The 24,162-nt window shown below is 50.6% G+C and carries 17 protein-coding genes and 2 pseudogenes; 11 read left to right on the top strand and 8 right to left on the bottom strand.

Going from position 1 to position 24,162, the window contains the following annotated elements:
* Positions 1-236: 236 nt before the first annotated feature.
* Positions 237-587 (bottom strand): VOC family protein, encoded by a 351-nt coding sequence (locus AC0LWT_RS19380; protein WP_474682904.1) that lies wholly within the window; start codon positions 585-587, stop codon positions 237-239.
* A 151-nt stretch (positions 588-738) separates the two neighbouring features.
* On the opposite strand from AC0LWT_RS19380, the gene AC0LWT_RS19375 reads away from it, so the two are divergent.
* The gene (locus AC0LWT_RS19375; protein ID WP_474682903.1) at positions 739-2,295 is read left to right on the top strand and encodes an ABC-F family ATP-binding cassette domain-containing protein; all 1,557 of its coding nucleotides are present in this window, start codon (positions 739-741) and stop codon (positions 2,293-2,295) included.
* 76 nt (positions 2,296-2,371) lie between these two features.
* Here AC0LWT_RS19375 and AC0LWT_RS19370 read toward each other — a convergent pair whose 3' ends face one another.
* The 5 genes from AC0LWT_RS19370 to AC0LWT_RS19350 form a co-directional block, all read right to left on the bottom strand.
* Positions 2,372-3,061, bottom strand: coding sequence for an MIP/aquaporin family protein (locus AC0LWT_RS19370; RefSeq protein WP_474682902.1), 690 nt, complete (start codon positions 3,059-3,061; stop codon positions 2,372-2,374).
* Positions 3,062-3,849: 788 nt separating this feature from the next.
* Positions 3,850-7,044 (bottom strand): alpha-mannosidase, encoded by a 3,195-nt coding sequence (locus AC0LWT_RS19365; RefSeq protein WP_474682901.1) that lies wholly within the window; start codon positions 7,042-7,044, stop codon positions 3,850-3,852.
* Between the two features lie 105 nt (positions 7,045-7,149).
* The gene (locus tag AC0LWT_RS19360) at positions 7,150-8,220 is read right to left on the bottom strand and encodes a LacI family DNA-binding transcriptional regulator (RefSeq protein WP_474682900.1); all 1,071 of its coding nucleotides are present in this window, start codon (positions 8,218-8,220) and stop codon (positions 7,150-7,152) included.
* 124 nt (positions 8,221-8,344) lie between these two features.
* Positions 8,345-9,568 (bottom strand): MFS transporter, encoded by a 1,224-nt coding sequence (locus AC0LWT_RS19355; RefSeq protein ID WP_474682899.1) that lies wholly within the window; start codon positions 9,566-9,568, stop codon positions 8,345-8,347.
* Positions 9,565-10,140, bottom strand: coding sequence for a TetR/AcrR family transcriptional regulator (locus AC0LWT_RS19350; protein ID WP_474682898.1), 576 nt, complete (start codon positions 10,138-10,140; stop codon positions 9,565-9,567). The genes AC0LWT_RS19355 and AC0LWT_RS19350 overlap by 4 nt, the downstream gene beginning before the upstream one ends.
* A gap of 318 nt (positions 10,141-10,458) precedes the next feature.
* On the opposite strand from AC0LWT_RS19350, the gene AC0LWT_RS19345 reads away from it, so the two are divergent.
* The 5 genes from AC0LWT_RS19345 to AC0LWT_RS19325 all read left to right on the top strand — a co-directional run bounded on the left by AC0LWT_RS19345 (position 10,459) and on the right by AC0LWT_RS19325 (position 13,665).
* Entirely contained in the window at positions 10,459-11,100 is a 642-nt protein-coding gene (locus AC0LWT_RS19345; RefSeq protein ID WP_474682897.1) for an NAD(P)-dependent oxidoreductase, read from the top strand.
* Between the two features lie 227 nt (positions 11,101-11,327).
* Positions 11,328-11,669: a DUF805 domain-containing protein gene (locus tag AC0LWT_RS19340; RefSeq protein ID WP_474682896.1), complete on the top strand. Its 342-nt coding sequence runs from the start codon at positions 11,328-11,330 to the stop codon at positions 11,667-11,669.
* A gap of 142 nt (positions 11,670-11,811) precedes the next feature.
* A complete protein-coding gene (locus AC0LWT_RS19335) occupies positions 11,812-12,069 on the top strand; it encodes a DUF3953 domain-containing protein (protein WP_474682895.1) in 258 nt (85 codons plus the stop codon).
* 68 nt (positions 12,070-12,137) lie between these two features.
* Positions 12,138-12,665 carry a hypothetical protein gene (locus AC0LWT_RS19330; RefSeq protein WP_474682894.1) on the top strand — a complete coding sequence of 176 codons (528 nt, stop codon included), beginning with the start codon at positions 12,138-12,140 and terminating at the stop codon, positions 12,663-12,665.
* A gap of 277 nt (positions 12,666-12,942) precedes the next feature.
* Positions 12,943-13,665: a hypothetical protein gene (locus AC0LWT_RS19325; RefSeq protein ID WP_474682893.1), complete on the top strand. Its 723-nt coding sequence runs from the start codon at positions 12,943-12,945 to the stop codon at positions 13,663-13,665.
* Positions 13,666-13,799: 134 nt separating this feature from the next.
* Here the strand turns inward: AC0LWT_RS19325 and AC0LWT_RS19320 are convergent.
* Positions 13,800-15,020: pseudogene (locus AC0LWT_RS19320) on the bottom strand (stalk domain-containing protein).
* 527 nt (positions 15,021-15,547) lie between these two features.
* Here AC0LWT_RS19320 and AC0LWT_RS19315 point away from each other — a divergent pair.
* The 5 genes and pseudogenes from AC0LWT_RS19315 to AC0LWT_RS19295 all read left to right on the top strand — a co-directional run bounded on the left by AC0LWT_RS19315 (position 15,548) and on the right by AC0LWT_RS19295 (position 19,868).
* A pseudogene (locus AC0LWT_RS19315) lies at positions 15,548-16,200 on the top strand (class I SAM-dependent methyltransferase).
* Positions 16,201-16,216: 16 nt separating this feature from the next.
* Positions 16,217-17,467 (top strand): hypothetical protein, encoded by a 1,251-nt coding sequence (locus AC0LWT_RS19310; protein ID WP_474682892.1) that lies wholly within the window; start codon positions 16,217-16,219, stop codon positions 17,465-17,467.
* Between the two features lies 1 nt (position 17,468).
* The gene (locus AC0LWT_RS19305; protein ID WP_474682891.1) at positions 17,469-18,281 is read left to right on the top strand and encodes an ankyrin repeat domain-containing protein; all 813 of its coding nucleotides are present in this window, start codon (positions 17,469-17,471) and stop codon (positions 18,279-18,281) included.
* 26 nt (positions 18,282-18,307) lie between these two features.
* The gene (locus tag AC0LWT_RS19300; RefSeq protein WP_474682890.1) at positions 18,308-19,093 is read left to right on the top strand and encodes a class I SAM-dependent methyltransferase; all 786 of its coding nucleotides are present in this window, start codon (positions 18,308-18,310) and stop codon (positions 19,091-19,093) included.
* Between the two features lie 289 nt (positions 19,094-19,382).
* Entirely contained in the window at positions 19,383-19,868 is a 486-nt protein-coding gene (locus tag AC0LWT_RS19295) for a hypothetical protein (protein WP_474682889.1), read from the top strand.
* 17 nt (positions 19,869-19,885) lie between these two features.
* Here the strand turns inward: AC0LWT_RS19295 and AC0LWT_RS19290 are convergent, their stop codons facing one another.
* A complete protein-coding gene (locus AC0LWT_RS19290; protein ID WP_474682888.1) occupies positions 19,886-23,365 on the bottom strand; it encodes an endo-1,4-beta-xylanase in 3,480 nt (1,159 codons plus the stop codon).
* Positions 23,366-24,162 lie beyond the last annotated feature (797 nt).

Raw genomic sequence — 24,162 nt, 5'->3', positions numbered from 1 at the left:
TACCACTCTACAACTTTATTTTTCTAAAACGGCAAGCAAAAAACGGCAGACCGAACCCGGAGGTTCAGCTGCCATTTTGGTCATTTAACGTGAGCGTAAGGAGCCTTGCCCGATACGAGATTCAAGACGATGCCGTGCTCAAGAAACGCTTTTAGCCCGCAGAGAACAATCGTAAATCCTTCCGTTGAGCCTATCGCTTGCTTGACGACATCGTCCGCTTCTCCCTGAAACCCCGATCAAGCAAAAACCTCGACGGTAAAACCTCCCGGCGCCAACACGTAGAATGTCCATGCATGCGACCTTTGCGGCGGTGCGACATCGAATCCATCGGCCGTTAGTCGCCGGTTAATCTCGTTCACCTTCTCTTCATTCTCCTGCCCGAAACCGATATGAAACGTTTTGGGATAGCTGACTTGAGCGCCTTTCATCAAGGTAAGCACCATCCCGTTGTCATCAAACAGCACGGCAAACGCGCTGCCGCGCGCGTCCCCGCCGGTGTCCATACCTTTTAAACCGAAATATTTCTCCAAAAACGCCCGAGCCGCCGCAACGTCAGTGACCGTAAGATTCAGGTGATTAAGCTTCATCGGCTTCACATCCTTTTCTTATTGATCTTTCCTTATAAATGTATCACATTTTCTTTTTAAATTGCCTATCTGAAGGTTACCGCATTGAGTTGTCCGCGGCATAGCGTATATAATAAAGCAAGAATATAGTTTAAAAGAAAAGGTGTCATTCATGAGCATACTTAACGTAGAACGACTAAGCCACGGCTTTGGAGACCGCGCTATCTTCAACGATGTATCGTTTCGCCTGCTCAAGGGCGAGCACATCGGACTCATCGGCGCTAACGGCGAAGGCAAATCGACCTTCATGAACATCATTACGGGCAAGCTTCAGCCCGATGACGGCAAAATCGAATGGTCCAAGCGCATGCGCGTCGGCTATCTGGATCAGCACGCGGTGCTCAGCCGGGGCATGACGATCCGCGATGTCTTGAAGGGAGCTTTCCAGTACTTGTTCGATATGGAGCAAGAGATGAACGACATGTACGCGAAGATGGGCGACGTCTCGCCGGAAGAACTGGAGCAATTGCTCGAAGATGTCGGAACGATTCAGGATACGCTTACCAATCAGGATTTTTACATGATCGATGCCAAGATCGAGGAAACCGCCCGCGGACTGGGGCTTACCGATATCGGGCTTGATAAGGACGTCCACGACTTGAGCGGCGGACAGCGGACGAAAGTATTGCTGGCAAAGCTGCTGCTCGAAAAGCCGGATATTCTCCTCCTCGACGAGCCGACGAACTATCTCGACGAGCAGCATATCGAATGGTTGAAACGCTACCTGCAGGAATACGAGAATGCATTCATTCTGATCTCCCATGACATTCCGTTCCTGAACAGCGTCATCAATCTGATTTATCATATGGAAAATCAGGAGCTGAACCGCTACGTCGGCGATTACGAACATTTCCAGCAAGTGTACGAAATGAAAAAGCAGCAGCTGGAATCGGCCTATAAACGCCAACAGCAGGAAATCGCCGATTTAAAAGATTTCGTAGCCCGCAACAAAGCGAGTGTCGCGACGCGGAACATGGCGATGTCCAGACAAAAGAAGCTGGACAAAATGGAAGTTATCGAGATGGCGAAGGAAAAACCGAAGCCGCAGTTCAATTTCAAAGAGGCGAGAACGTCCGGCAAGCTGATTTTCGAAGCCAAGGAGCTCGTCATCGGTTACGAGGAACCGTTATCCAGACCGCTCGATCTCCGCATGGAGCGCGGCCAGAAGATCGCCCTGGTCGGGGCGAACGGCATCGGGAAAACGACGCTGATGCGCAGCATTTTGGGCGAGATCAAGGCTTTGTCCGGCTCCGTTCAGCTTGGAGACAACTTGCATATCGGCTACTTCGAGCAGGAGTCCAAGGAAGCCAACAACAATACGTGCATCGAGGAAATATGGAACGAATTCTCATCCTTTACGCAGTTCGAAGTGCGCGCAGCGCTGGCCAAATGCGGACTCACGACCAAGCATATCGAAAGCAAAATTACCGTGCTTAGCGGCGGCGAAAAGGCGAAGGTGCGCCTCTGCAAGCTGATCAACCGCGACACGAACCTGCTCGTGCTCGACGAGCCGACCAACCATTTGGACGTCGATGCCAAGGATGAGCTGAAACGCGCCCTCAAGGCGTACAAAGGCAGCATCCTGCTCATTTCCCACGAACCGGAATTTTATCGGGATGTCGTTACGGATACATGGAACTGCGAGTCCTGGACGACGAAAGTATTTTAAAATCGCAGAACAACGTTAAAACGGCCCTGTTTGCGCCATGCAGACAGAGCCGTTTTACTATTTTCCGCAAATCGAATTAGTGTTTCGCTTTACTAACGTTCAGCGCGCGATACACAATGGCGGCCAGGACCGCTCCGACAAACGGAGCCGTGAGAAACACCCATACCTGCGACAACGGTTGCCCGCCAAGCAGCAGCGCTGGCCCCAAACTTCTTGCCGGATTGACCGACGTTCCCGTTAAGCCTATGCCCAAAATATGCACAAAAGCAAGGGTCAGACCGATGACCAAACCCGCCACGCTGGCATGAATATCCGCCGATGTGACGCCCAGAATCGTGTAGATAAACACGAACGTCAGCACAATCTCGACGATGATCGCCATTCCGACCGAAATGCCGATCCCATAACCCGAACCGAAACCGTTCTGACCAAGTCCCGTCACATTTTTGCCCGTGGAAGCAATAATTGCGTAGAGAAGACCTGCACCGGCGATAGCGCCCGCCGCTTGCGAGATGACGTACCCTACGAAATCCTTCCCGGACAATTTGCGGCAGATCAGCATAGCCAGGGAAACCGCCGGGTTGATGTGGCAGCCTGAAACCGGGCCGATGGCGTAGGCCATCGCAACAATGGATAAACCGAATGCAAAAGCGATGCCCAAATACCCGAGCTGTCCCCCCGCCGTCGCGGCACTGCCGCAGCCGAACAGAACGAGAACGAACGTCCCGATGAATTCGGCGGCATACTTTTTAAAAGATGTGCTCATAACTTCCTCCTGCCTCATATGCGTTTTCCCGATATTGTAAATTATGCGAATAAACAAAAACTGAACACACCGTTATTTTCAAAAATATTGTTAGAGGCATCACGGCTACTTGGCAGTGCAGAGAAACCCACACGTTAGAGAAACATGTCTACTTAGCAGCGGAGAAACTCATACGTTAGAAGCACACGGCTACTTGGCTGCGGAGAAACCCACACGTTAGAGAAATATGGCTACTTGGCAGTACGAAGAAACCCACACGATAGAAGCATCACAGCCACTTGATCGCACGGAAAAAACCTGCAAAAATACATCTTTTTGCTCTGTAAAGCGCTTGCAAAGTAAAATTCCTGCACATTTGCAGGCTTTTCGGTGTCCAGATGAGCCCAGGCCCGTTTGAGCCGAAAATTCCTGCACATTTGCAGGCTTTTCCCAAAAACGGGCCGCTTTTGCCGAAAAAGCCTGCACTTTCGCAGGTTTTTCGGCTAGCCGAGCCGCTTCACAATCGGCTGCGCCTTTTGAGCAGCCCGGCTCGCTAGGCGCGCGTTGCGATGCTGGCGCATGGCGCTCCTTCCCCCCGCAGCCCGGCTCGCTAGGCGCGCGTTGCGATGCTGGCGCATGGCGCCCCTTCCCCCCGCGGCCCGGCTTGCTGGGCGCGCGTTGTGTTGCCGGCGCATGGCGCCTTCCCCCCGCGGCCCGGCTCGCTGGGCGCGCGTTGTGTTGCCGGCTCGTTGTCCGGCGAAGCAGAGCGTGCAACGCAAAAAGCCGGCCAATCGGCCGGCTTATCACGCTTATTTCAGATCGAGCAGGAACGTTTTGATCTCATACGGCTGAATGTCGAATTCGATAACGGGCTGCTCCCGGAGTTCGCCGATCGGGCGCTCCATCAAATCCGTTTCCTGCCAGGACGCCAGGCGGAAATCGCTGGTCAACCGCACCGTTCCGCGGGTGCCGGTGAATTCATGCAGCCGCACGATGATGCGGTCGCTGTCTTCGGCCTTTTTCACCGCGTCAACGGTGACAAAGGAAGCGTCCGGCTTCAGCAGGCTTCTGCCGGAAAGAGCCGAGCTGCCCTGGATATAGGTCAGCGGATTGTTCAACGCCCACGCCTCTTGCGCCGTTTGGCCGTCGACCCAGTCTCCCTCGTGCGGCAGCAGCGAGTACGTGAACTCGTGGCTGCCCTGATCCGCATGAGGATCGGGATGCGTCGCCGATTTGATCAGCGTCAGGCGCAGAACGTTGTCCTTCACATCGTAGCCGTATTTGCAATCGTTCAGCAAGCTGACCCCATAGCCACGCTCGGACAAATCGGCCCATTGATGGCCGACCGTTTCGAATCGGGCATGATCCCAGCCCGTGTTCCAGTGCGTAGGGCGTTTTACATTGCCGAACTGGATGTCGAACGTCGCTTCCGTCGAGCGGATGGAAACCGGGAACGCCACTTTCAACAGCTGCTGCTTCTCATGCCAATCCGCTTCCGTCGCAAAATCGATCCGCCTGCTGTCGGAATATACGATCAACTTTTGGCTCACAGTGGAATCCATATACGCCCACTTGAATTGCAGAACCGCTCTGTACATCCCGCATTCGATCAATTCCAGAGATTGCAGATTTTGAAACAGGTTTTGTTTTTCCTGATAAAAAATGTCGATATCCCACGCCTCGTAATTAATCGGCTTGTCTTCAAAAACTTGCAGCACATTGCCGAGCTGCCCGGCAGCCAAAACTTCCCTCCGTGCCTCACGGTCAAAAATCCGCGTCAACTGCCCGGCCTCGTTCCATTCCAGCACGTAGTACGGCGTCGTCAAGGAGCGCCCGTCATAGTTAAACAGGGCCGCCCCCGCTTGCTCCGCTCCCTTTTCCGCAGTCCAACTTATCGTCGTGCAGCCAAGAGCCGGAACCTCTTCCACCGCCACTTGCCAAAAGCTTCCGACGCGTTCCGCCTTCAGCGGGCGGCCGTCCGCTCCTCTCCAGCTTCCCGTTTCGCAGCCGTCCAGGGCGGGAATGCTCACAAGCTCCGACCGCGCATAAGAGGCGCTGTTGAACACGGTCCAGCCCATCGCCCCCGGCCCGCCGGCTTGCTCTGCGCGATCCGCGGCCGCCAATTGCCCCGTGGCAGTCAGTTGCCCCGCGCCGGCCAGATGCCCTGCGGCGGCCTGCCATACCTCGCGGCCCAGGCGTTCCGCTTCCGCGTATTCCACGCGGGAATCCTCGTACACTTCCGTGATCGAGGAGCCGGGAATAATGTCGTGGAACTGGTTGCGCAGCAGAATCTCCCAGCCTTGATACAGCTTTTCCTGCGGATAAGCGGCCCAGGATTGCCCCGCGACGCAGTTCAGCGCCTGTATCCACTCGCTTTCGCGGTACAGCAGCTCCAGCTTGCGGTTCATCCGTTTATTGTAAGCCTGGCTGGTATACGTCCCGCGATGGTACTCCAGGTACAGTTCGCCATCCCAAGTATGCACATACCGGTCCGTCGCCTGAACCGTCTCCTGCAGCTTCTCGAAAAACGCATCCGCCCGGCTCGGTACGACGTTAGGAAGACCCGGCATCACTTCCAGCCTGCGGCGCATCTCCAGCATCTCGCGGTTCACGCCGCCGCCCCCATCGCCATAGCCGTAAGCGAGCAGCAAATCCCGGTTGATCTCTTTGTCCTGGTACCTATTCCAAATGCCCTGCACGGAAAAAGGCTCGATCAAGCCGTTATACGTGTGCGACCAACCCTTGTGCGTCGCAGAAGGAGGCGTCGTGATAACATATGTCAGCACCTCGGAGCCGTCGATACCGCGCCATTGGAACGTATCGTGCGGCAGCCGGTTGTACTGGTTCCAGCCGATTTTCGTCGTCATAAACGTATCGATGCCCGATTTCTTCAATATTTGCGGCAAAGCCCAGCTGTAGCCGAACACGTCCGGCAGCCACAAATACGTGCATTCCGCCCCGAATTCCTCGCGAAGAAAACGCGTGCCGTACAAAATCTGCCTAACGAGCGATTCGCCGCTGGTCAGGTTGCAGTCCGCCTCCAGCCACATCGCCCCGCCGGCTTCCCAGCGGCCCTCTTTGACCCGCTCTTTAATCTGCGCATAAAGCTCCGGGTAGTCGTTTTTGATGTAGGCATAAAGCTGGGGCTGCGTCTGCAGAAACACATATTCCGGAAATTTCTCCATCAAGCGGAGTACCGTGGAAAAAGAGCGCGCCGCTTTCTCCCGCGTATGCGTCAGCCGCCACAACCACGCCACGTCGATGTGCGTATGCCCGATGCAGTGCACCGTGACCGCATGCCGCTTCTCCCATTTGGACACCGCTTCGCGCAGTACGTCCCTTGCCTCTTTTATGCTTGCGTAAAAAGCGTCCGACCCCGGCTTCGACCAATCGAGCCGCAAAAAGGCGCGGTCCGCCGTTTGCAGCAGCTCCTGGCGCTGCGGATCGTTCTCGCCGAGCGTCTTGGACGTTTCCAGCACGGCGCGGCCGGTGTAGTACAGATCGTCGGCCGCCTCATCCAGCCAGGCCAGCTCTGCACGGTAAAATTGATGCTCCTGCTCGACAGGCGGTCCCCCGCCTTCCAAGCCGGACCACAGGCGGAAGCACAAGTCTGCTGAAGCCCCGGCAGCTTCCCGCGGCAAAAACACTTCAAGATGGTTCGAATCCACGCCCTGATAAGGACTGCCATTGAGATACAAAAGCGATTCAAACCCGGAGTTGTTGCAGTCTCCCGTTTTGCCGAAGTCAAATACGCCGACGACCGTGCGGTCTTTCCATGCAGCCGGAACGTCCACTTGTTTGCGCAGCCATACGTACAGATCGCGGCCTTTCCAACGGTCACCTTTGGTGATCGTTGTCCATTCCCCTGCGTCAGGGGGCCGCACGCCGTTCTTTTTCTCCCCATCGACCATGAAAGCCCATTCATTCAAATCGATGGCATCGCGATACCGGTAGGCGCTTAGCTCTTTCAACCGCTGCGTCAACTTCTCCACAGTCCAAAACATGCGTGCACTCCTCCATTATATAACACGTGTTATTTTTATAATGAAACCGCTCTCTCATTAAAGAGCAGTTCATTTCCAGCTGTGCCGGCACCTGCGTTGTGCCTTTTAATCCCGGTCTTCCCGGCGGTCTATCCGGCCTTCCGATTTGGTGCTCTCGCCTATGAGCAAGTCGGCTTTCAGCCAATGCTTGGCGGATGCTGCCGGACCCTTCTTGCTTGCCATCAGCTCCAGCAAAACGCGGACAGCCGCTTCGCCCATCCGCACGTAAGGAATGTCCATCGCGCTCAAGGACGGCACAAGGTAACGGTTCAGCCGCAAGGTGTTATCCGCCGCCATGACCTGAATGTCCGCCCCGACCTCAAGCCCCAGGCGGCGGGCCGCCCTGTACACCGCAACCGCGCCGAAAGACCAGTTGCACAGCAGGGGAGCTATGTCCGAAGCTCCGGCCTTCATCCGCTCCAAAATCTGTTGCACGCCGGGTTCGTCGTCCCGCTTAAGCTCGTAAATCACCGGCTCCGCTTGCCGCTGACCGCACCAATCGATGTACGCCTGCCTCCGGCTCCGTTCCACCCAATTATGCTCGCTGCCGCTTTGGTCCATCTGCATGTAAGCCGGGTATTGCTTTTGTCCGGCGCTGGCGTACATATGATCGAGCGCATCCATGACGCTCTGCCTGTAGTCCGTCAAAACGGACACGACCGCATTCGATTCCGCATAGCCTTCCACCGATACGTAAGGGACACGGGATTGCTTCAGCTCTTCCACCCATCGCTCGTCGGCGTAGCTGACCGGGTCCAGCGATACGATTCCGTCGATACGGCGCTGCAAAAATAAATCGATCAGCTTGAAGCGCCCCTCTTCCTGCGTCCCCTGACCGCTGATCAGCAGATGGTAGCCGGATTCTCCGCAAGCCTTCTGCATCCCTTCCAGCACCTGCAGGAACAAAGGATGGCTAATATCGCCGAAAGCCGCAATACTGCCGCTTTTTCCCGTCTTCATGCCCCGCGCCTGGGCATCCACATGATAGTTCAGCTCGCGGATGGCGGCCAGCACCGTTTCCCGCGTTTCCTGGCTGACGCCGATGCCCTGCGTCCCGTTCAGCACCGCGGATACGACGCTGCGGGATACGCCGGCCAGACGGGCGACATCGTGGCTGGTTACTCTTTTATTACCCAACTGCTTCCACCTCTGCTTTTAATATAACACGTGTTATATACCGTGTAAAACTAAAAATCGGTACAATGAAAAAGAAACCCAAGCGCTTTGAAAAGCCCGGGTTTCCTGCGATGCAAAAAGACTGTCAATCGGTAACGGAGTCGCTTACTCCGGGCTGCAGAGCGGGCTGATTGCGCCGGCGGGCCCTTGCTTCGTAGACGAAGTAAACGACGATAAGAATCGCATAAAACACACTGGATATGCGATACATAACCGCATAGCCCGTTAAGCCGGCGATGAACCCCAGCAGCGCGGCGCCGCCGGCAATGCCGATGTCGAACAAGTTAAAAAAGGTTGCCGTGGCCGAGCCGCGGCTTTGAGGGTCTACCCGGTTTATGACCCATGCTTGCAGCGCCGGGAACAGCGCCCCGAAGCCCAAGCCATAAAAAACAGCGGCAGTCAGCATCGTGACTGTGGAAGATGCATAAGACAAAATCAGCGTAGCTACGAACGTCAAGAAGACGCTCGGAATGATAACCCAGGCAGGCCCTTTTGTGTCAAATACTCTTCCTGATACAAAACGAACCAAAACCTCGAATATCGACATAACCAGAAAAAAGTAACCGATATTCCCGATCCCCACTTGCTTTCCATAAAGGGTAATGAAGCTCAAAATCCCTCCAAAACCGAGGCCCACCATCATCGCAAGCAGCGAGGGGAACAGCGCCTTCTTTTCCACCAGCTGCGAAGCGAAGCTGACTTTCTCCTGCTCGGCGTCCGAATGCTCCGGGGCATGAACCGGTTTACGGGAAATTTTGACGATCAAGTTGCACAGGCACGCAAGCGCCAATATGACGGTGGACACTAGAATGAGCTTTTGAAAGCCCATCTGTTCCATGAGGACAACGCCGAGAAACGGCCCGATCGAAATCGCTACGGTGTTGGCCAGGCCGAAGTAGCCCATTCCCTCCCCCATCCGCGAAGGCGGAACCATATCGGAAGCAACGGTGCCGTACAACGTTGTGGCGATTCCAAACCCGAATCCGTGCAGCAGACGAATGACGAGAACCCACAGTACGGTCGCGGCAAAATAATAAAATCCGGTCGCCGCCAAGCACAGCGCGCCGCCGATAATAAGCAGTATCTTTTTCCCCACTTTGCCTATGGCATGACCCGAAAAAGGGCGGATCAAAATCGCGCTGATCGTAAAGCATCCCATGACCGTGCCGATTTCCGTCGTATTCCCGCCAATACCCGCCAAATAAACGGGCAGCGCAGGCATAAGCATTTCAAACGACAGAAACAGAAACAAACACGAAAGCCCCAATAAAATAAAATCTTTTGTCCATAATTTTTCCTTTACGCTCATATGCCAGGTCCCCTCACGCCATTCCAAAAAATGTCCCAGGAAGCTTGCAGCCGCTCTTCAAACCGCGCCCCCTCATAGATCAATTCTACCAGCATGCCTTCCACCAAATTCATGAAAGCCTCCGTAGCTTGTCGGGCGTCTACCCGGAGCCCCGCTTCTGCGGAACGGTTGAACACCTCGTAGACATACCGCCTTTTTTTCTCCACATACTCACTGATCATGCTGCCGATAGTCTCTTTCAAATTCGCGGGAAAAATAAACCCGGCATACATGATAAGCCTTAATGTATAACTTTCGTCATAGCGCTTCTTGTATTGCTTAATGAGCTCAAGCAGCACGGGCTCCGGCCCGGACTCGGCATAGCTCCGAAACAACTGATCCAAAAATTCGATTTCTTTGTCCACCGAGCTTTTAAAAACTTGCACAAACAATTGTTCTTTGCTTTTGCAGTAGCCGTACACGGATTGCTTCTTAATGCCGACTTCCCGGGCGATCGTTTCCAGCGTCGCTCCTTCGTAGCCGCGCAAAGCAAACTGCTTCAAGGCGATTTCATGCAGATGTTGCAGAGTCATTGAATTATCCTCCAGCTTAAACCTGACGAACGTTCGTCAGATAAAATCATAACTTGGCTTTTCATTTTTGGCAATAAATTTTAGGCGGGATGACCGCGTATGGGGAGCGGCACTTTTTAGCTTGACACGATCTTTCTCTGTAACTATAATGATTACAGCGAGAGGTCGTTGCGTGAACCATGCTTTTGAAGCGATGATTTTTGAAGATCATGGGTGTGTTCTGTCAAAAGCGTGTAAAGCCTATTTTTTTTCACCATGTTGTAACTAAAGAGATTACATCATTCCTTTCGCTCATAAACCAAATGGAGGTTGTTCATTATGAAAATCGGAATTATCGGAGCAAGCGGCAAAGCCGGATCCCAAATACTTAAAGAAGCAGTGAGCCGAGGCCATGAGGTAACGGCATTTGTCCGCGATGCGGCGAAAATAAACGAGCCGAACGTATCCGTTGTTGAAAAAAGCGTTTTTGATATCACCGCGCAAGATGCCGGAGCTTTCGATGTCATCGTGAACGCGTTTGGCGCGGCACCGGGTCAAGAGCACCTGCACGTCGAAGCCGGAAGATCGCTTATCGCCGCGCTTCAGGGAGCTCCCGAGACCCGCATCATCGTAGTGGGCGGCGCGGGAAGCTTGTTCGTCGACGAGGCTAAGACCGTTCGCTTGGTCGATACGCCGGAATTCCCGGAAATCTATAAACCAACTGCATCCAACCAAGCCCAAAACCTTGAGGATCTGAAAAATGCCTCCGGCATTAAGTGGACATTCGTAAGTCCAGCGGCTTTCTTCAACCCGGAGGGCAAACGCACAGGTTCCTATACAACGGGCAAAGATAACCTGATTGTCAATTCCAAAGGAGAAAGTCACGTAAGCTACGCCGACTTCGCCATAGCGATCGTGGATGAAATCGAAAATCCGAAACATATCAATTCCCGTTTCACCCTTGTATCGGAGTCCGAATAAGAGTTAAAAATCAACATGCGGTCAAGCAAGTTCTTGCGCAAGTGTCCGGCATCTTCCGGCGCTTGCGTATTTTTTTGTTCAAATGGCGAACCCGTGTCAAAAAATAAATTTTAAAGGAATTTTGTGTCGAAAAAAGGAATTTTGTATTATACATCGAACAAGTAATAGGGACAGAATTTACGGATACCGTAAATCAGACAATTTTACCCATCAAGGAGGAAATGTAAGTGGAGTGGTATTTGAAGGTAATCAAAAATTATGCTGGGTTTCAAGGGAGGGCTAGACGTCAAGAGTACTGGATGTTTTTCCTTTTCAACGCTATTTTTTCCGTCGTGCTTTCCCTTATAGACTCGTTCATCGGCACCAGCAACGTGTTATCCGGACTTTATTCTTTAGCTGTTCTGGTTCCGAGTTTAGCAGTTGGAGCTCGGAGGCTGCACGATACCGGAAGAAGCGGATGGTTGCTCTTGCTGGGCCTTATTCCTTTGGTCGGCGCCATCATTTTGCTTGTATTCTTTTGCCAAGACAGCAAAGAAGACAACCAATACGGTGCAAATCCGAAATTTTAATTGTCTCGTATCAGAACCTCCCTCATTTTTTGAGGGAGGTTTTTTTATGCCGATTTGGTTCATCCGGTCCTCTCTTCGCCTTACAAAATTTTGAATAATTGTTGTTTTACCGTATAATGAATTCATCGGAAGGAGAGGTTTTATGCTCAGAAAAATGAATATTTTTTCCATCATCAGTCTATTTTTTGCTGTCGCCGTTATCGCCGTCGCATCTTACTCTTTTACGAATATAGCAGATTATCGCTACACGCAATTTATGCAATTATTTTTGGGACTCATGCTGTTATTTTCAGGCCTCTCGGAATTCAAGCGAAGCAACAAAATAATTGCCATCCTCAATCTTGGGGTCTCATTATTTATATTTTTCGTCTTCTTTGTCAAGCTATTTACCGGCAATTAGTATACGAAAGGATGCCCGTTTGCCGGGTGTCCTTTTGTTATAACGAACGAGGGTTGGGAATTATTATAATGACTGTGTACGTTCGAGTTCGACACTGGCTTTTTTGGTATGGGGTATATGGATTCTGTAATAAAAGTTGCAACGATGAAATTACACTTTATTCTGATGAAGAGCAAAAAAACTTTTTAGGATATTTTGAGCTCACAACAGCGAAATGCCTAAAAAATCTGTTAGAAAAGGAACTTGATAAAACAGACGATAAAGAATACTGCGAAGAAATTGAGGAGTTCTTAAATAGTCAAAACGATATTCATTATAATTTCATATATCCGAGGAATTCAGAAGATGTTTCATATCAAGTGAATCACTTTGCTCCAGTGAATGAAAAAGGTTACAAACCAATTTATATTGATATGTGGTCAAAATTGTCACAGTCCTGGGGTATAGATGACATTAAGAATAGCGTGAGGATACTTGCGAAGGAATTTTTACATATAGAGATTACAAATGTAGAACTGCTGGAAGTTCCAACTTACGAGGAGACAAAACTATCATACCAAAAGGATTACGCACCGTTTGTTAGTAACCAAACATAAAGACTTATTTGTTGACAGCATTATAGATGATAAATCGTTATGATATGGTCCCCGTCCTAGTTGGGGATACTAATGAAAATCAAAGGTTAATTATTCAAGCTTTTCAATGACTTTAAGGAAAGCTTTGGAGAACAGCTTCCAGGAATTTCACGCAGCAAGTAGCTTGAACATTTTCTCTTTGCACGCTAGCGGGTTTCCCATACTAATAATATCAATAGCACCAGTAAACATCTCCGTTTTCTGGTGCATCTCTGTCTATAACGAAAGGTGTGGGTTTATGAAGGTTTTACGAAAAACAATCCCTGTAATGATATTAAGTTTAACATTACTAGCTGGTTGTGAGCAAAGAAGTGTATCCGTGGAAAGCAAGTCTGTCACTGACCAAAATTATGAAAAACTATTACAAAACGCAAAGAATCAGTTAGAAGTAGCAAAGAAAATGGTTCCTTCTGAGCCTATAGTATCCTTGTCAACAGTAACACAAATAATAACCGAATATTACCCGATGCTTTTTAAACAAAAAGATGCGGAATCATTATGGGAATATTACGCGCGTATGACATGGCATACCACGGATAAAAGTAAAGAAAACCTACAGAAAAATATAGATAAGCATGTGGACTATCTAAAAATAAAAAAAATGTATGAAGACAAAATACTGCCATTACAATCTGACGATCCTTATCCGACATGCAGAATAGCCGAAATGAATATAAGTTATCAAAAAGGAAAGAAAGGGGAAGAGGGGTCTTATAAGGCACATACTGTTTATGAATTATATAAGAAAGATCAGACAATAAAATTTCCAGTGGAATTAACAATACCGGAAAATGATGAATTTTTCAGCAGTTTGTTCGCATCCAGTGATGAGAAGGAGCCACATGATTACGGAGTACCTTCCGATGAGTTGAGTAAAGCGAGAAGAGATCTTATGAACTTACTAATTGGCACAAGAGCCAGGACACTCACAGTTGAAGAAAATAAAATTTTATTAGAATAGTTCAATTCCTCCACATTATTGGGATTTACTGCAAAGTAACAAAAGTACCCACAATAATATTATTGCGGGTACTTTTGTGTCAAAGGGGCACGCTTGTACCCCTTCTGACTTTCGAGAAACCTCGGCGGTTATTTTTATTTCTCGTCTGGAATGTAGAAGCGGTCACTCCCAACCTGGATTTTCTTGGGGTTCTCGACACCCGCGTCGCCATGGTTGAAAAAGAGCCTGCTCACTACGGTTCCATCCCCATAGGTAAGCACGATAGTGTTGCCTGATATACTGTACGTTCCCTTGTCGCTCTTCGAGCCGGTCGAATTGGTTGCCGATGAAATAACGTCCAGAGAGCTTAGAGTCAGATCGGTGCTTTTGAACGTGCCGTCTTTGGCGAAGGATAGGTATTCCGTCCAGGACGAGGAAGCTGCATTAACGCCGACTAAGCCGCTATAGCCAATGTATTTGTATGTCCCTTGAAGCTTAAAGCCATCAGCTACAGGGAAAACAGGAGATAGGGTCACATCATTAATGACTAGTTCACCTTTATCTGAAGTGGTGATCGCAAAACTTTTTCCATTGCTTAGCTTGAGCTTTCCGTCAGAAATAGTATAGGTGCTGCAGCTGTCTCGGGTACAATCGATTGTTTCCGGTCCGCCATGCGGTGGAGCGCCGACCAGAATACGGTTGTCAGGGAGGAAGCTATAGATGTCCCAGCAGGCACCACCGCATTCATAGCCTCCGAAATCGTCCCTAAATCCATAGTACATTCCTTGTAAAGCAGAGAGGTCCACAGGCGCACCGGCTTGTGCTGTTGATTTAGGGGGAGAGGTCGGTGCCGCCTGCCCCGGCTCTTGAGGTGTTGGAGTAGCAACTGTCCCATCTGTCGAGGGCTCTGTCTGTTTCGACTGCTTGGCGGCATAATCATCTAAACGCCGCTGCGCCTCTTCCTTTGTAATGCCCAGACTCTTCAGCAAGTCACTGGTAATCACCGTAATTTCCCTGTTTACCGGATCCCAATGGACAATAGCGTCCGATGACTCCCCGATAAAACGCAGCGGCACCATGGTGCTGCCGTTCATAATTTGTGCGCTTTGGCTCAACTCGACCTTCTTGCCGTTAACAGTCGCCTCCAGGTCGCCAATGTGAAGAGAGAGTGTTAGACCTGACTTCGACCCGGTCACAAGCCTGTTGGCTTCATCTCATTTCACTTCCATACCCATCGCTTCGAAAAGCGGCCGAAACTGGACAAGGGTTGTACCGTTTATGATCTGCGGTTGAATTTGGAACGAGATTTGTTTCGTATCGACGAATACTTTCAAGGGCTTCTGGTCGACTGCTGATGCTGTTATACCGGGTAACATTCCCAATAAACAGACAATAAGCAATGTCGTGACAAACATAGATCGGTACCATGGCATGTGTAAAGCCTCCTTGAATCGTGTTTTTAACACACATAAGGTTACCTAAATTCCCTAATTTTTCCAATAAACTAAAGTAGCTTTTTCTTCTTACTTGCATGACCCAAAACGATTCCTGCGATCAGAAAAAAACACGAACTGCACCGCGATCAAAAATCTTGCTTGTCATTAACATTAGAACTATAATTGGAATAACTTTCAAAATGAGGTGAATTGGATGACAATCCGTTTCGTTCGAGGTATTTAGTTTTCGGGCTGGAAAAAAACGCGTACCAGCCATCAAGGGGGGGACTCTGCCCTTTTGATTACAGTGAAACTAAACTTTGAACGGTGTCGGCTGTCATCCTTGGATAAAGCCAAGGGATACCAAGAGTTGTCTGAATAACAGGACTGATGAACTGCCATCGGCTCCTATTCAGCAATTCTAAATCCTCTGGCTTTTATTATCTCATTGGAAGGATTGAAAATTAATGAACGAGCTGGAATATAAAAATTTTTACGACCGCGTTGGACAATTAAACGGATGGGACTTTAGTAAAGTTAGCAGCATATCTGAAGGCGCAAAATGGGATTTTTTTCACGAAGTTTCCCGAAGGTGCAAGAAATCAGACATATTGTTGGATATAGGTACTGGCGGCGGGCAAGGACATCAAATGTGCGTATTTTGCAAATGGATGCTGAGAAAATCAATTTCCCAGAGAGCTTTTTTAATGTTGTATCTTCTCGTCACGCACCATTTTATGCGGAAGAAGTAGCCAAAGTCTTAGCACATGACGGCATATTCCTTACGCAGCAAGTTAGCGAAGAGGATAAAATTAACATGAAACAGGCTTTTGGCCGAGGGCAGTCATTTGGTATTCAGGATGGAACGTTACAGAATAAATATATTACAGAATTAAGCGAAGCAGGATTTAAGGATATTCAAACATTTGAGTACGACTCAACGGAGTATTACCGATCTTACGAAGATTTAATATTCTTGTTGAAACACACTCCAATAATTCCGAACTTTGGACAATTCGAAAATGACTTTGTTGTATTAGAAAAATTTATTGAACAAAACCAAACAGAAAAGGGCTTAATGACCAATTCTAAACGTTTTTTGATAATTGCAAGAAAATGAAGAATGAGGTGGTAAGTTGAGAAAATCTTCTTTATTTATGTGTATTGTGCTTATATTCTTTTCAAATTTCTTAAATGCTTTTCAAGTACAGGCGCAAACGACGTCTAATGAATCCTTATCCAATGGTATGCCTAGGATTATAAGCCTTTTAGATACAACTAAGTTGTATTCCGAACCGGACGATAAATTAGAGCCCGTGGCCTCTCTGAGCCCCCAGAATGTAAAAGTAGTTCGGACTCAATCTGAAGAAGACAGTACCTTTACACAACCAGATGGTTATGCATGGATTCAGATTCACACTACATGGCTTGGAGATATGTGGATTAGAATCGAAAACTACAAACTTGGTGTAATTAAGCCGTTTAATGCCGACATCCATTTGGCTGCAGATACGCCCCTGTACGATCTGCCATACCACGATGCAGCAAATGGGGCTGTTTTATCGCCACAAACCGTACATGCCAAAGCCGAGTTTTTATCGCCGTCAGGATTTTACGCACTTCAAATCGAAACCGCTTGGAAAGGAGATCAGTGGTTGATTAACCCTGAAATAAATAACGGTGAAATCGATAAGTCCCTTTTCCCAAGTGCTATAAGCCCGGATTACGGTGAGTTAATGACCATAAGTGATATTCACGTTGTTAAATTGGGGGAGCGTACCTTTGTTCAAGGCCATTTTGCCTTGCAAGATGAAGCTTGGAATGTAGGCCGAATTAATCCTGGACCGCTTGAGCGGTATGTGTGGGGGAAGCTCAGCTTTTGGAATGCAGCGGGCGATATAATCGCTAAAATCCCATATGCGCTATTTAACGAAGCAGGAGCAGGAAAAGGTGTAACATCAACGTTATTAATTCCTGTTCATTATGATGTAACCTCAACTCAGATCATAACTCTACAAGAAACATTTCCGTTTTACTTTGGTCTTCCAGCACCTCCTCTACTGAACCTGACTGATTCGAAAGAAAGGGTCCAGCTAGGCATTCAACGCCAACGCAATACAGAGAACTACACGGTTGCAACAGCATGGATCAGTGGAAAAGTGCCCGGATCGAATGATTATAAACTTACGTTGATCTTCTATAATGATGCTAATCAAGTACTTGGAACGGCACACGTGCATAAAACGCTAAAAGGGCCGCTTTCAACCGCTGAAGCAGGGAAGGAAGGTGGAGGTGCTCCTGATCTCATCAACATAGTAGGCGCCGGCAACTGGACAAATTACCATCACATAGAAATTAGAGTAGATCAAGTGTCTAAGGATGATTAAAATGACAAAAATATTTGAAGAAACTTTACATTCCGCTTGTTACAATCAAAATAAAGAATTGGTTCAAAAACTTTTGATTAACGTTAAGCCTACTATACTCAATAAAAAACTAACTGACTATTCAAATCCAATCCAAGGGACTCCGTTACAAATTTGCTGCAAAAACGGAAATCTGGATATCGTAAAACTTTTAATTGAAGCAGGAGCAGACAAGGAAATTAAAGATGTTGGGAGACAATCGCCTTTATCAATTGCTATTACTAACAACCACTACCATATCACCAAATATTTAATTGAAGTTGGAGCAGACGTCCATTCTAAAGGTCCTAACAATCTTCAACCGATTCATTTTGCATGTGCTCACGGAAGCAGGGAGATCAATGAATTACTATTGTCCAAGGGTGCAGATATAAATCAGGTAGACGGTCTAAAAAGCTCTCTGCTTGATTTCACAACGAATCTTGATGGAGGGAATTTAGAAGCAGCTAAAACGCTGGTGGAAAATGGAATAGATAAAAAGTATTTTTCAGCAGCGTTCAAGTGGGCTTGTTGGAGAAATAATCTCAAAATTGCTGAATACCTATTAGCAAACGGAGCGGATTATAGAAGTGAGACAACCCCTAAATCAGAGCTGCTGTTTTGGATTTGCGGTTTAGGATATAAGGAGATAGTCCAACTATTATTAGAACTGGGCGTTGATTTTAAAACACACGTGAAATTTAAAGGTAAAATATCGTCTTATAATGGAAGCCCTTTGGACAGAGCTATTGAAACCAATCAAATCGAAATCGTAAATCTGATTAATTCTAACTAGAAATTGAATGAAAAGGACGGTGTCGAATGACAATGGAAAAGAAGGCGACCTTTAACGAAGTGGCGGAGCTGTATGATCAAGCGCGCAACCGGTATCCCGGGGAACTTTTCGACGAGCTGTTTCGTTTAACCGGATGCTCCTTCGCATCCCACGTGCTGGAGATCGGGGCCGGAACCGGCATTGCGACGCTTCCGCTCGCCGAACGCGGCTGCCGCATTACGGCTATCGAGCTAGGTGCCGATATGGCGCGGGTAGCCCGCAACAAGCTGGCCCCGTTCGATAGGGTCGATATTCAGACAACCGCTTTCGAAGAGTGGGAGCCTCCGGCCGGGGCGCAGTACGACCTGGTTCTGGCGGCCACGGCGTTCCATTGGATCGATCCGGCCGTCCGCTTTAACAAAACGTACTCCTTGCTGCGCCCCGGAGGGCATTTGGCTATTATCCGTTATAACCACGTCGCGGGGGGCGATCAGGATTTCTTCGAGCGGGTGCAGGATTGTTATGAGCGCTATAAGCCCCGGGCTACGGACAAATTCCGTCTCCCCGACATAGCGGAGTGGCAGCCCGATACGGCGGACCTGGAAGCGTCGGGATTGTTCGAAAAGCCGGTGATCCGCAGCTACGTTACCGAGGAGACTTACAACCGGGAGCCATACATCCAGCTGCTGTCCACTTATTCGGATCACCGGACCATGTCCGAACACGACCGGGAGCAGCTGTTTCAATGCATCCGCCTTTTAATCGACGGCGAATTTGGCGGACAAGTCCGCAAACGGTACTTGAATGAGCTCATACTGGCGCGCAAGCGCTAACCAAAAGGGGCGGGCCGAGGCAAAGATGTTTCGTTTTGCCGCCAAAGGCGGTGCAGCCCGTTCGATGAGCGGTTGACGGCCGCAAGCCTGTAAAGACCGTAAAGCCTGCATAGACCGTAAAAGTCAGGTTGTTGAGAAACCTACATGGGTGAGACGCATCTCTATGAACGCTTAGAAAGACTACGAAAATCAGACTGTTGATAAAGTGACCGGGTAAAGGAACCGTAAGGGTTGTGGGCCAAGCCTCCCCAACACGGGTTGCTACGATGAAATGGGGAGACAAGGCGGCTTGGAAGGGGGAAAACCTGCGAAAGTGCAGGTTTTTTCTATGAAATCGGCTCATTTTGGCGAAAAGCCTGCGATTGTGCAGGAATTTGCGATCAAAATGAGCCAGGGCCCATGTTTGCGGCGAAAAGCCTGCACATTTGCAGGAATTTGTCGTGGGCAGCGTATTCATCGAGCAAAAGCTGCACTTTTGCAGGCTTTCTTCGCGCTGCGAGACAGATTATGCTGTCGGTCCGGCTTGCAGTCGTGGAAAGTTTCTCTTCCCCAGTTTCATCCGCCTGTTTCCGGCATGTTCATTGCCTGTTTCGCTTTGCGCGAACCGCGATGCCCTCATTGCACTTTATGTCCAAACAACCAAAAAGCCCACAGAACCTTCCGGGAGCTTTTTGGTTCACTTTTCTCACTATCCAGCAATACTTATCGTACCATCCCCCCCCTCGCAACGTCTCTGGGAGCAACTACTTCAATCGGCACCCCCAAGTCAGGGTGACTCGGGGGGCAGCCTGCTTACTTATGGAGCAGCAGCTTCGCATTCCGCAAAAGCTCGTCTGCCGCCGCCGCTTTGATATGTTTGCCTTTCTGCGCCTTCACCTCGTTGATAAACGGCTCCACTTTGCCTTTTTCCAGCTTTTTCAGCAGGCTGTTCGCGGTCCCGCGGTTGTTGATCGAACCGTCTTTTGCGTATTGATTGACAAGCTTTTGCAGGTAAGCGACCGTTACCGGTTCCGCGATCAGCTGCACGGTGCCGAAGCCGGAGGTATCGCGGTACGAGTTGCCGGAAGGGTCGGACCAGATAGCGACGCTGTCCCGTTTGCCGCTGCCGGTTTGATCGTTGTTCACCTGCAGGTCGAAGCCAAGCAGCGTCCCGATCTTAGGTGTGACCGCCGAGAGCGGGATGGCCGCCTCCACGATATAGCCGTGGTCGGTCAGCTTCGTCGCCGATTTGAAACGCGCTTTGTCTCCGTTTTCCGAAAACGACGCCTCATTGTCAAAATTCACTCTGTACTGGGCATCGTCCGTTTCGTAGTAGGAGCTTTGATGCTTGTTCTGATCGATAAAAAGCTCCACCGAGTCCTGCTCGTAAGCGTTGCTGCTCTTTTTGCTTAGCAGGCTGTCGGTAACGTCCGCGAGTACGTACAGGTAGTTTTCGTCCCAAGCCGTCTTAAAGACAGCCGTCGAGCCTGAGGTGCCCTGCACCCATACATCCGTGCCGGCGGCTTGCGCACGGCTCCAAAGCTCGTCAACGGTGCCGTCGATCACCGGCGTGCCATAAATGGCATCCATCATTTTCGCGGGGTTGCCCAGGACTACATCTCCGAACTTGGACGGATCGGTGTTCTGGTGATTCGTGAAATCGTTCCACACCGCGGAGGAAACGACAGTTCCCCCGCCCTGGTCATCGTTCACGCGGAAATCGATGCCCAGCTTGCCGCCTGCAGCCAGCGCAGCACCGGCTTGGCTGAGCGGGATCACCGCTTGCACGGCGTAACCGTCAGCGGTCTGCGTAACGATGCGCTGAATGCCCGCCGCCGACCCGGAACCGTTGCAGCCGATCGTATAGTGCAGATCGTCGGGCATATACGAGCTCGATTTATCGTAATTCGGATCGATAAAAATTTCTACGCTGTCATTGCCGCTGCGCGTACTGTCCTTCACTTCCAGCAAAACGTACAAATGGGAGGCATCCCACATCGTTCTCGCTTCCGCCGTCGCTCCGTTCTGGCCGCTTACCCGCGTTTCGACCTTCGTAGGCTTCAGGGCTTTCCACATTTTATCCGGGGTGGCGCCGATTACCGGCGTTCCTTGGGCTGCCTGCATGACGTTCCGGTAAACCGGGAGCTTCGAAGGATCGACAATTCCCCAAAATGCCGGCTTCGCCTGCAGCTGCCTGTCAAACAGCAGAGGAGCGTCCTTGCGCCCTTTGACCGGGAAATTATCCAGCCACGTTCCGTCGTCGGCCATTCCCCAGATCGTGACCGAATCCAGATATCCCTTTTGCGCTTCCTGTTTGTACATCTCGAACAGCTCGCGGTACCGCCGGGCCTGCTCCAGCAAAATGGCGTCCGTTACCGGCTTCTCGCTCTCGGTTGAATTCGCATAGATCGACATGTCGAGCTCGGTCGACTGAACCTTCACTCCGAGAGCCCCGATCTTCTCGATGGCGCTGCGCATCTGCTCGATGCTGGGGGCGGCGTTCGAAATGTGCATTTGGAATCCGACCGCATGCACCGGAATGCCTTTGGCAAGCATTCTCTTCACTAGCGCAACCATGCCGTCCAGCTTGGCATTCGAGCTTTCCAGATTGTAATCGTTGATGACAAGCTTGGCATCCGGATCGGCTTCATGCGCGTATTTGAAAGCGAGCTCGATATAATCGCTGTCGTAACCGTCGCCGTCCACATCGCCGATAATGCTTTTCCACTTGGAGCCGTTATCCGTCCCGCGCAGGCTTCCGTCCTCGGACAATACTTCGTTGGCTACGTCCCAGTACTGGATTTTTCCTTTATAACGGCCTACCACCGTCTTGATGTGCGTTTCCAGTCTGGCAAGCAGCTGCGCTCTCGTCGCCGGCTTGCTCGGATCGGCCGGGTCCGTGAAAAACCAAGCGGGAATCTGGCTGTGCCATACAAGCGTGTGTCCTCTCACAAGCATGCCGTTCGCTTGGGCAAACTGCACCAGCTTATCGGCGTTCGTCCAGACGAACTGCCCTTCGACCGGCTGGATGGCGTCCGGCTTCATAAAATTGCCCGCCGTCAAGCTTTTGAAATGTTTCTTGATCAGTTCGGAATGAATGTCCGAAGCGTTCAACACATCGGCGGGATCGATGGCGGTTCCGATCGGAAAATACGGATCAAGCACCGAATGCAGATCCGGGATATCCCGCTGGATATCGATGGAAGCAGCTTCGGTTACGGTCACATCGTCGATGTAAAAAGCAATCAGATCATTTGGCGTCGTTTGATCGTCCGGCTTCCAGGGGGTCTCCGCATACAGCTTGATATCCGTCAGCGTCGGGTCAGCGGGAATTGTGATATCTCCCTCGATCCGCTTCCATTCCCCTTTGTTCAAAACAACCGTTGCAAAGGTTTCGTATTTGCGGCTGGCCGCATCATGATTGAACTCTTTTTCGGTCGATGCGGATATGCCCTGCGAAGCCGGCCCGTCCTTATACATCGCCCATATCGATACATGATACGTTTTGCCCGGCTTTACGGCGCTGAACAAGCTGGCGGACGGCCCGTTAAACGTTGCGGTTCTGCCCGATGTCAACAGGCTGTAGCTGCCGCCGTGCTTCTCGCTATTGACAACGGTCAGCGCTTCGCCGGCCCGCGGGCTCCATGTTCCCTTCGTGCCATCCTCGAAATCTGCGGCAAAAACGACACTTCCGCTTCCCGACGCGCTCACGGGCACGATTGCAATATCATCGAGATAAAAGCCGATGAGATCGTCCGCCGTCGGCGCTGTTTTCCACGCCGTTTCAACGTACGCGGAAATCCGGTTCATATCGGTGTCGACCGGGACGGTGTAATCGGCCTCCAGCTTCGTCCAGACCCCTTTGGACGCTTTGGCCTGCGCCGCATTGTCATATTGGGCGTTTTTCCCGGAGCTTGACGTAAAGCCTCTTTCAAAAGAAAGCGAAAACGTCTGCTCCGCAGGCCCGCTATTAAACATGACCCAGGCAGACACGTGCATCTTCTGGCCTGAGCCCAGGCTGCCCGTCAGGTCGTGGCTCGCCCCGTGCCATGTCGCCTGGCGATTGTCGACTCGAAGGCTGGAAGCGCCTCCGTGTTTTTCGGCGGAATCCAGGGTCAGGGAAATGCTTCCCCTAGGGGTCCAGCCCTGCGTCGTTCCATCCTCGAAGTCGGAGCTCAGCAGCGAATCCGGCGCACCGGCGGCGACCGCCACCTTGCCTTGCGGCATTACGCCCGACAGCAGCAATACAAACGAAAGGATGATTCCGGTCAAAGCCTGCAGCACTCTTTTCACGTAATTTAACAACTCCTTTAAATGTAGTGAGATAAATCTTTTCCACAAATGACCGGCCGGGGCGGGTTCAGCAGCAGGTTGATCCGCCGATTGGAATGCTGGCCTGCAAGTTAATTCATCTGACCCGACCTAGGCGAAAAAGGTGATCAGCCCGGCGCACTCCGACGTGTGGAGATTGGCAGGCTGGCGGGCGGCTGCCCAAAAAACTTGCCGCCAAGCCACGGCATGGGGGCTAGCGCGCGAAAAACCTGCAATTGTGCTCCCTCCAATTCCCCCTCCCCGTCACTTTTTCAACTTGTTGCAGGTTTTCTGCGCGTTATCTGCCTGCTGGCTGCGCGAAAAAACCTGCAATAATACATCTTTTTGCTCGTCGGCACGCCGGCCAAGGATAAATTCCTGCAATTGTGCAGGCTTTTTGCCATGCACATGGGCCCAGGTTCATTTTTACCGAAAATTCCTGCACTTTCGCAGGCTTTTCGCCAAAATGAACCAATTGTACGGAGAAAACCTGCACTTTTGCAGGTTTTCTCTCTGCCAGCCCGCATCGCGCCTCCCCCCGCTATGCAGCACTGCTGTCCGCGCGGGAGAGGCGCGCGTCGGGAAAGATCGCGGCTGTGCCGCGTGGCGCCTTTGCGCAGTTGCGCTGCCGTCCGCTCTGGAGCAGCCGCGTCACCGTGGCGCCTTTGCGCAGCTGCGCTGCCGTACGCTCTGGAGCAGCCGCGTCACCGTGGCGCCTTTGCGCAGCTGCGCTGCCGTCCGCTCTGGAGCAGCCGCGTCACCGTGGCGCCTTTGCGCAG

The organism is Paenibacillus sp. sgz302164, from assembly GCF_056120505.1.
The sequence above is the reverse complement of the archived record's forward strand: the minus strand, read 5'-3'. Positions and strand labels throughout refer to the sequence as shown.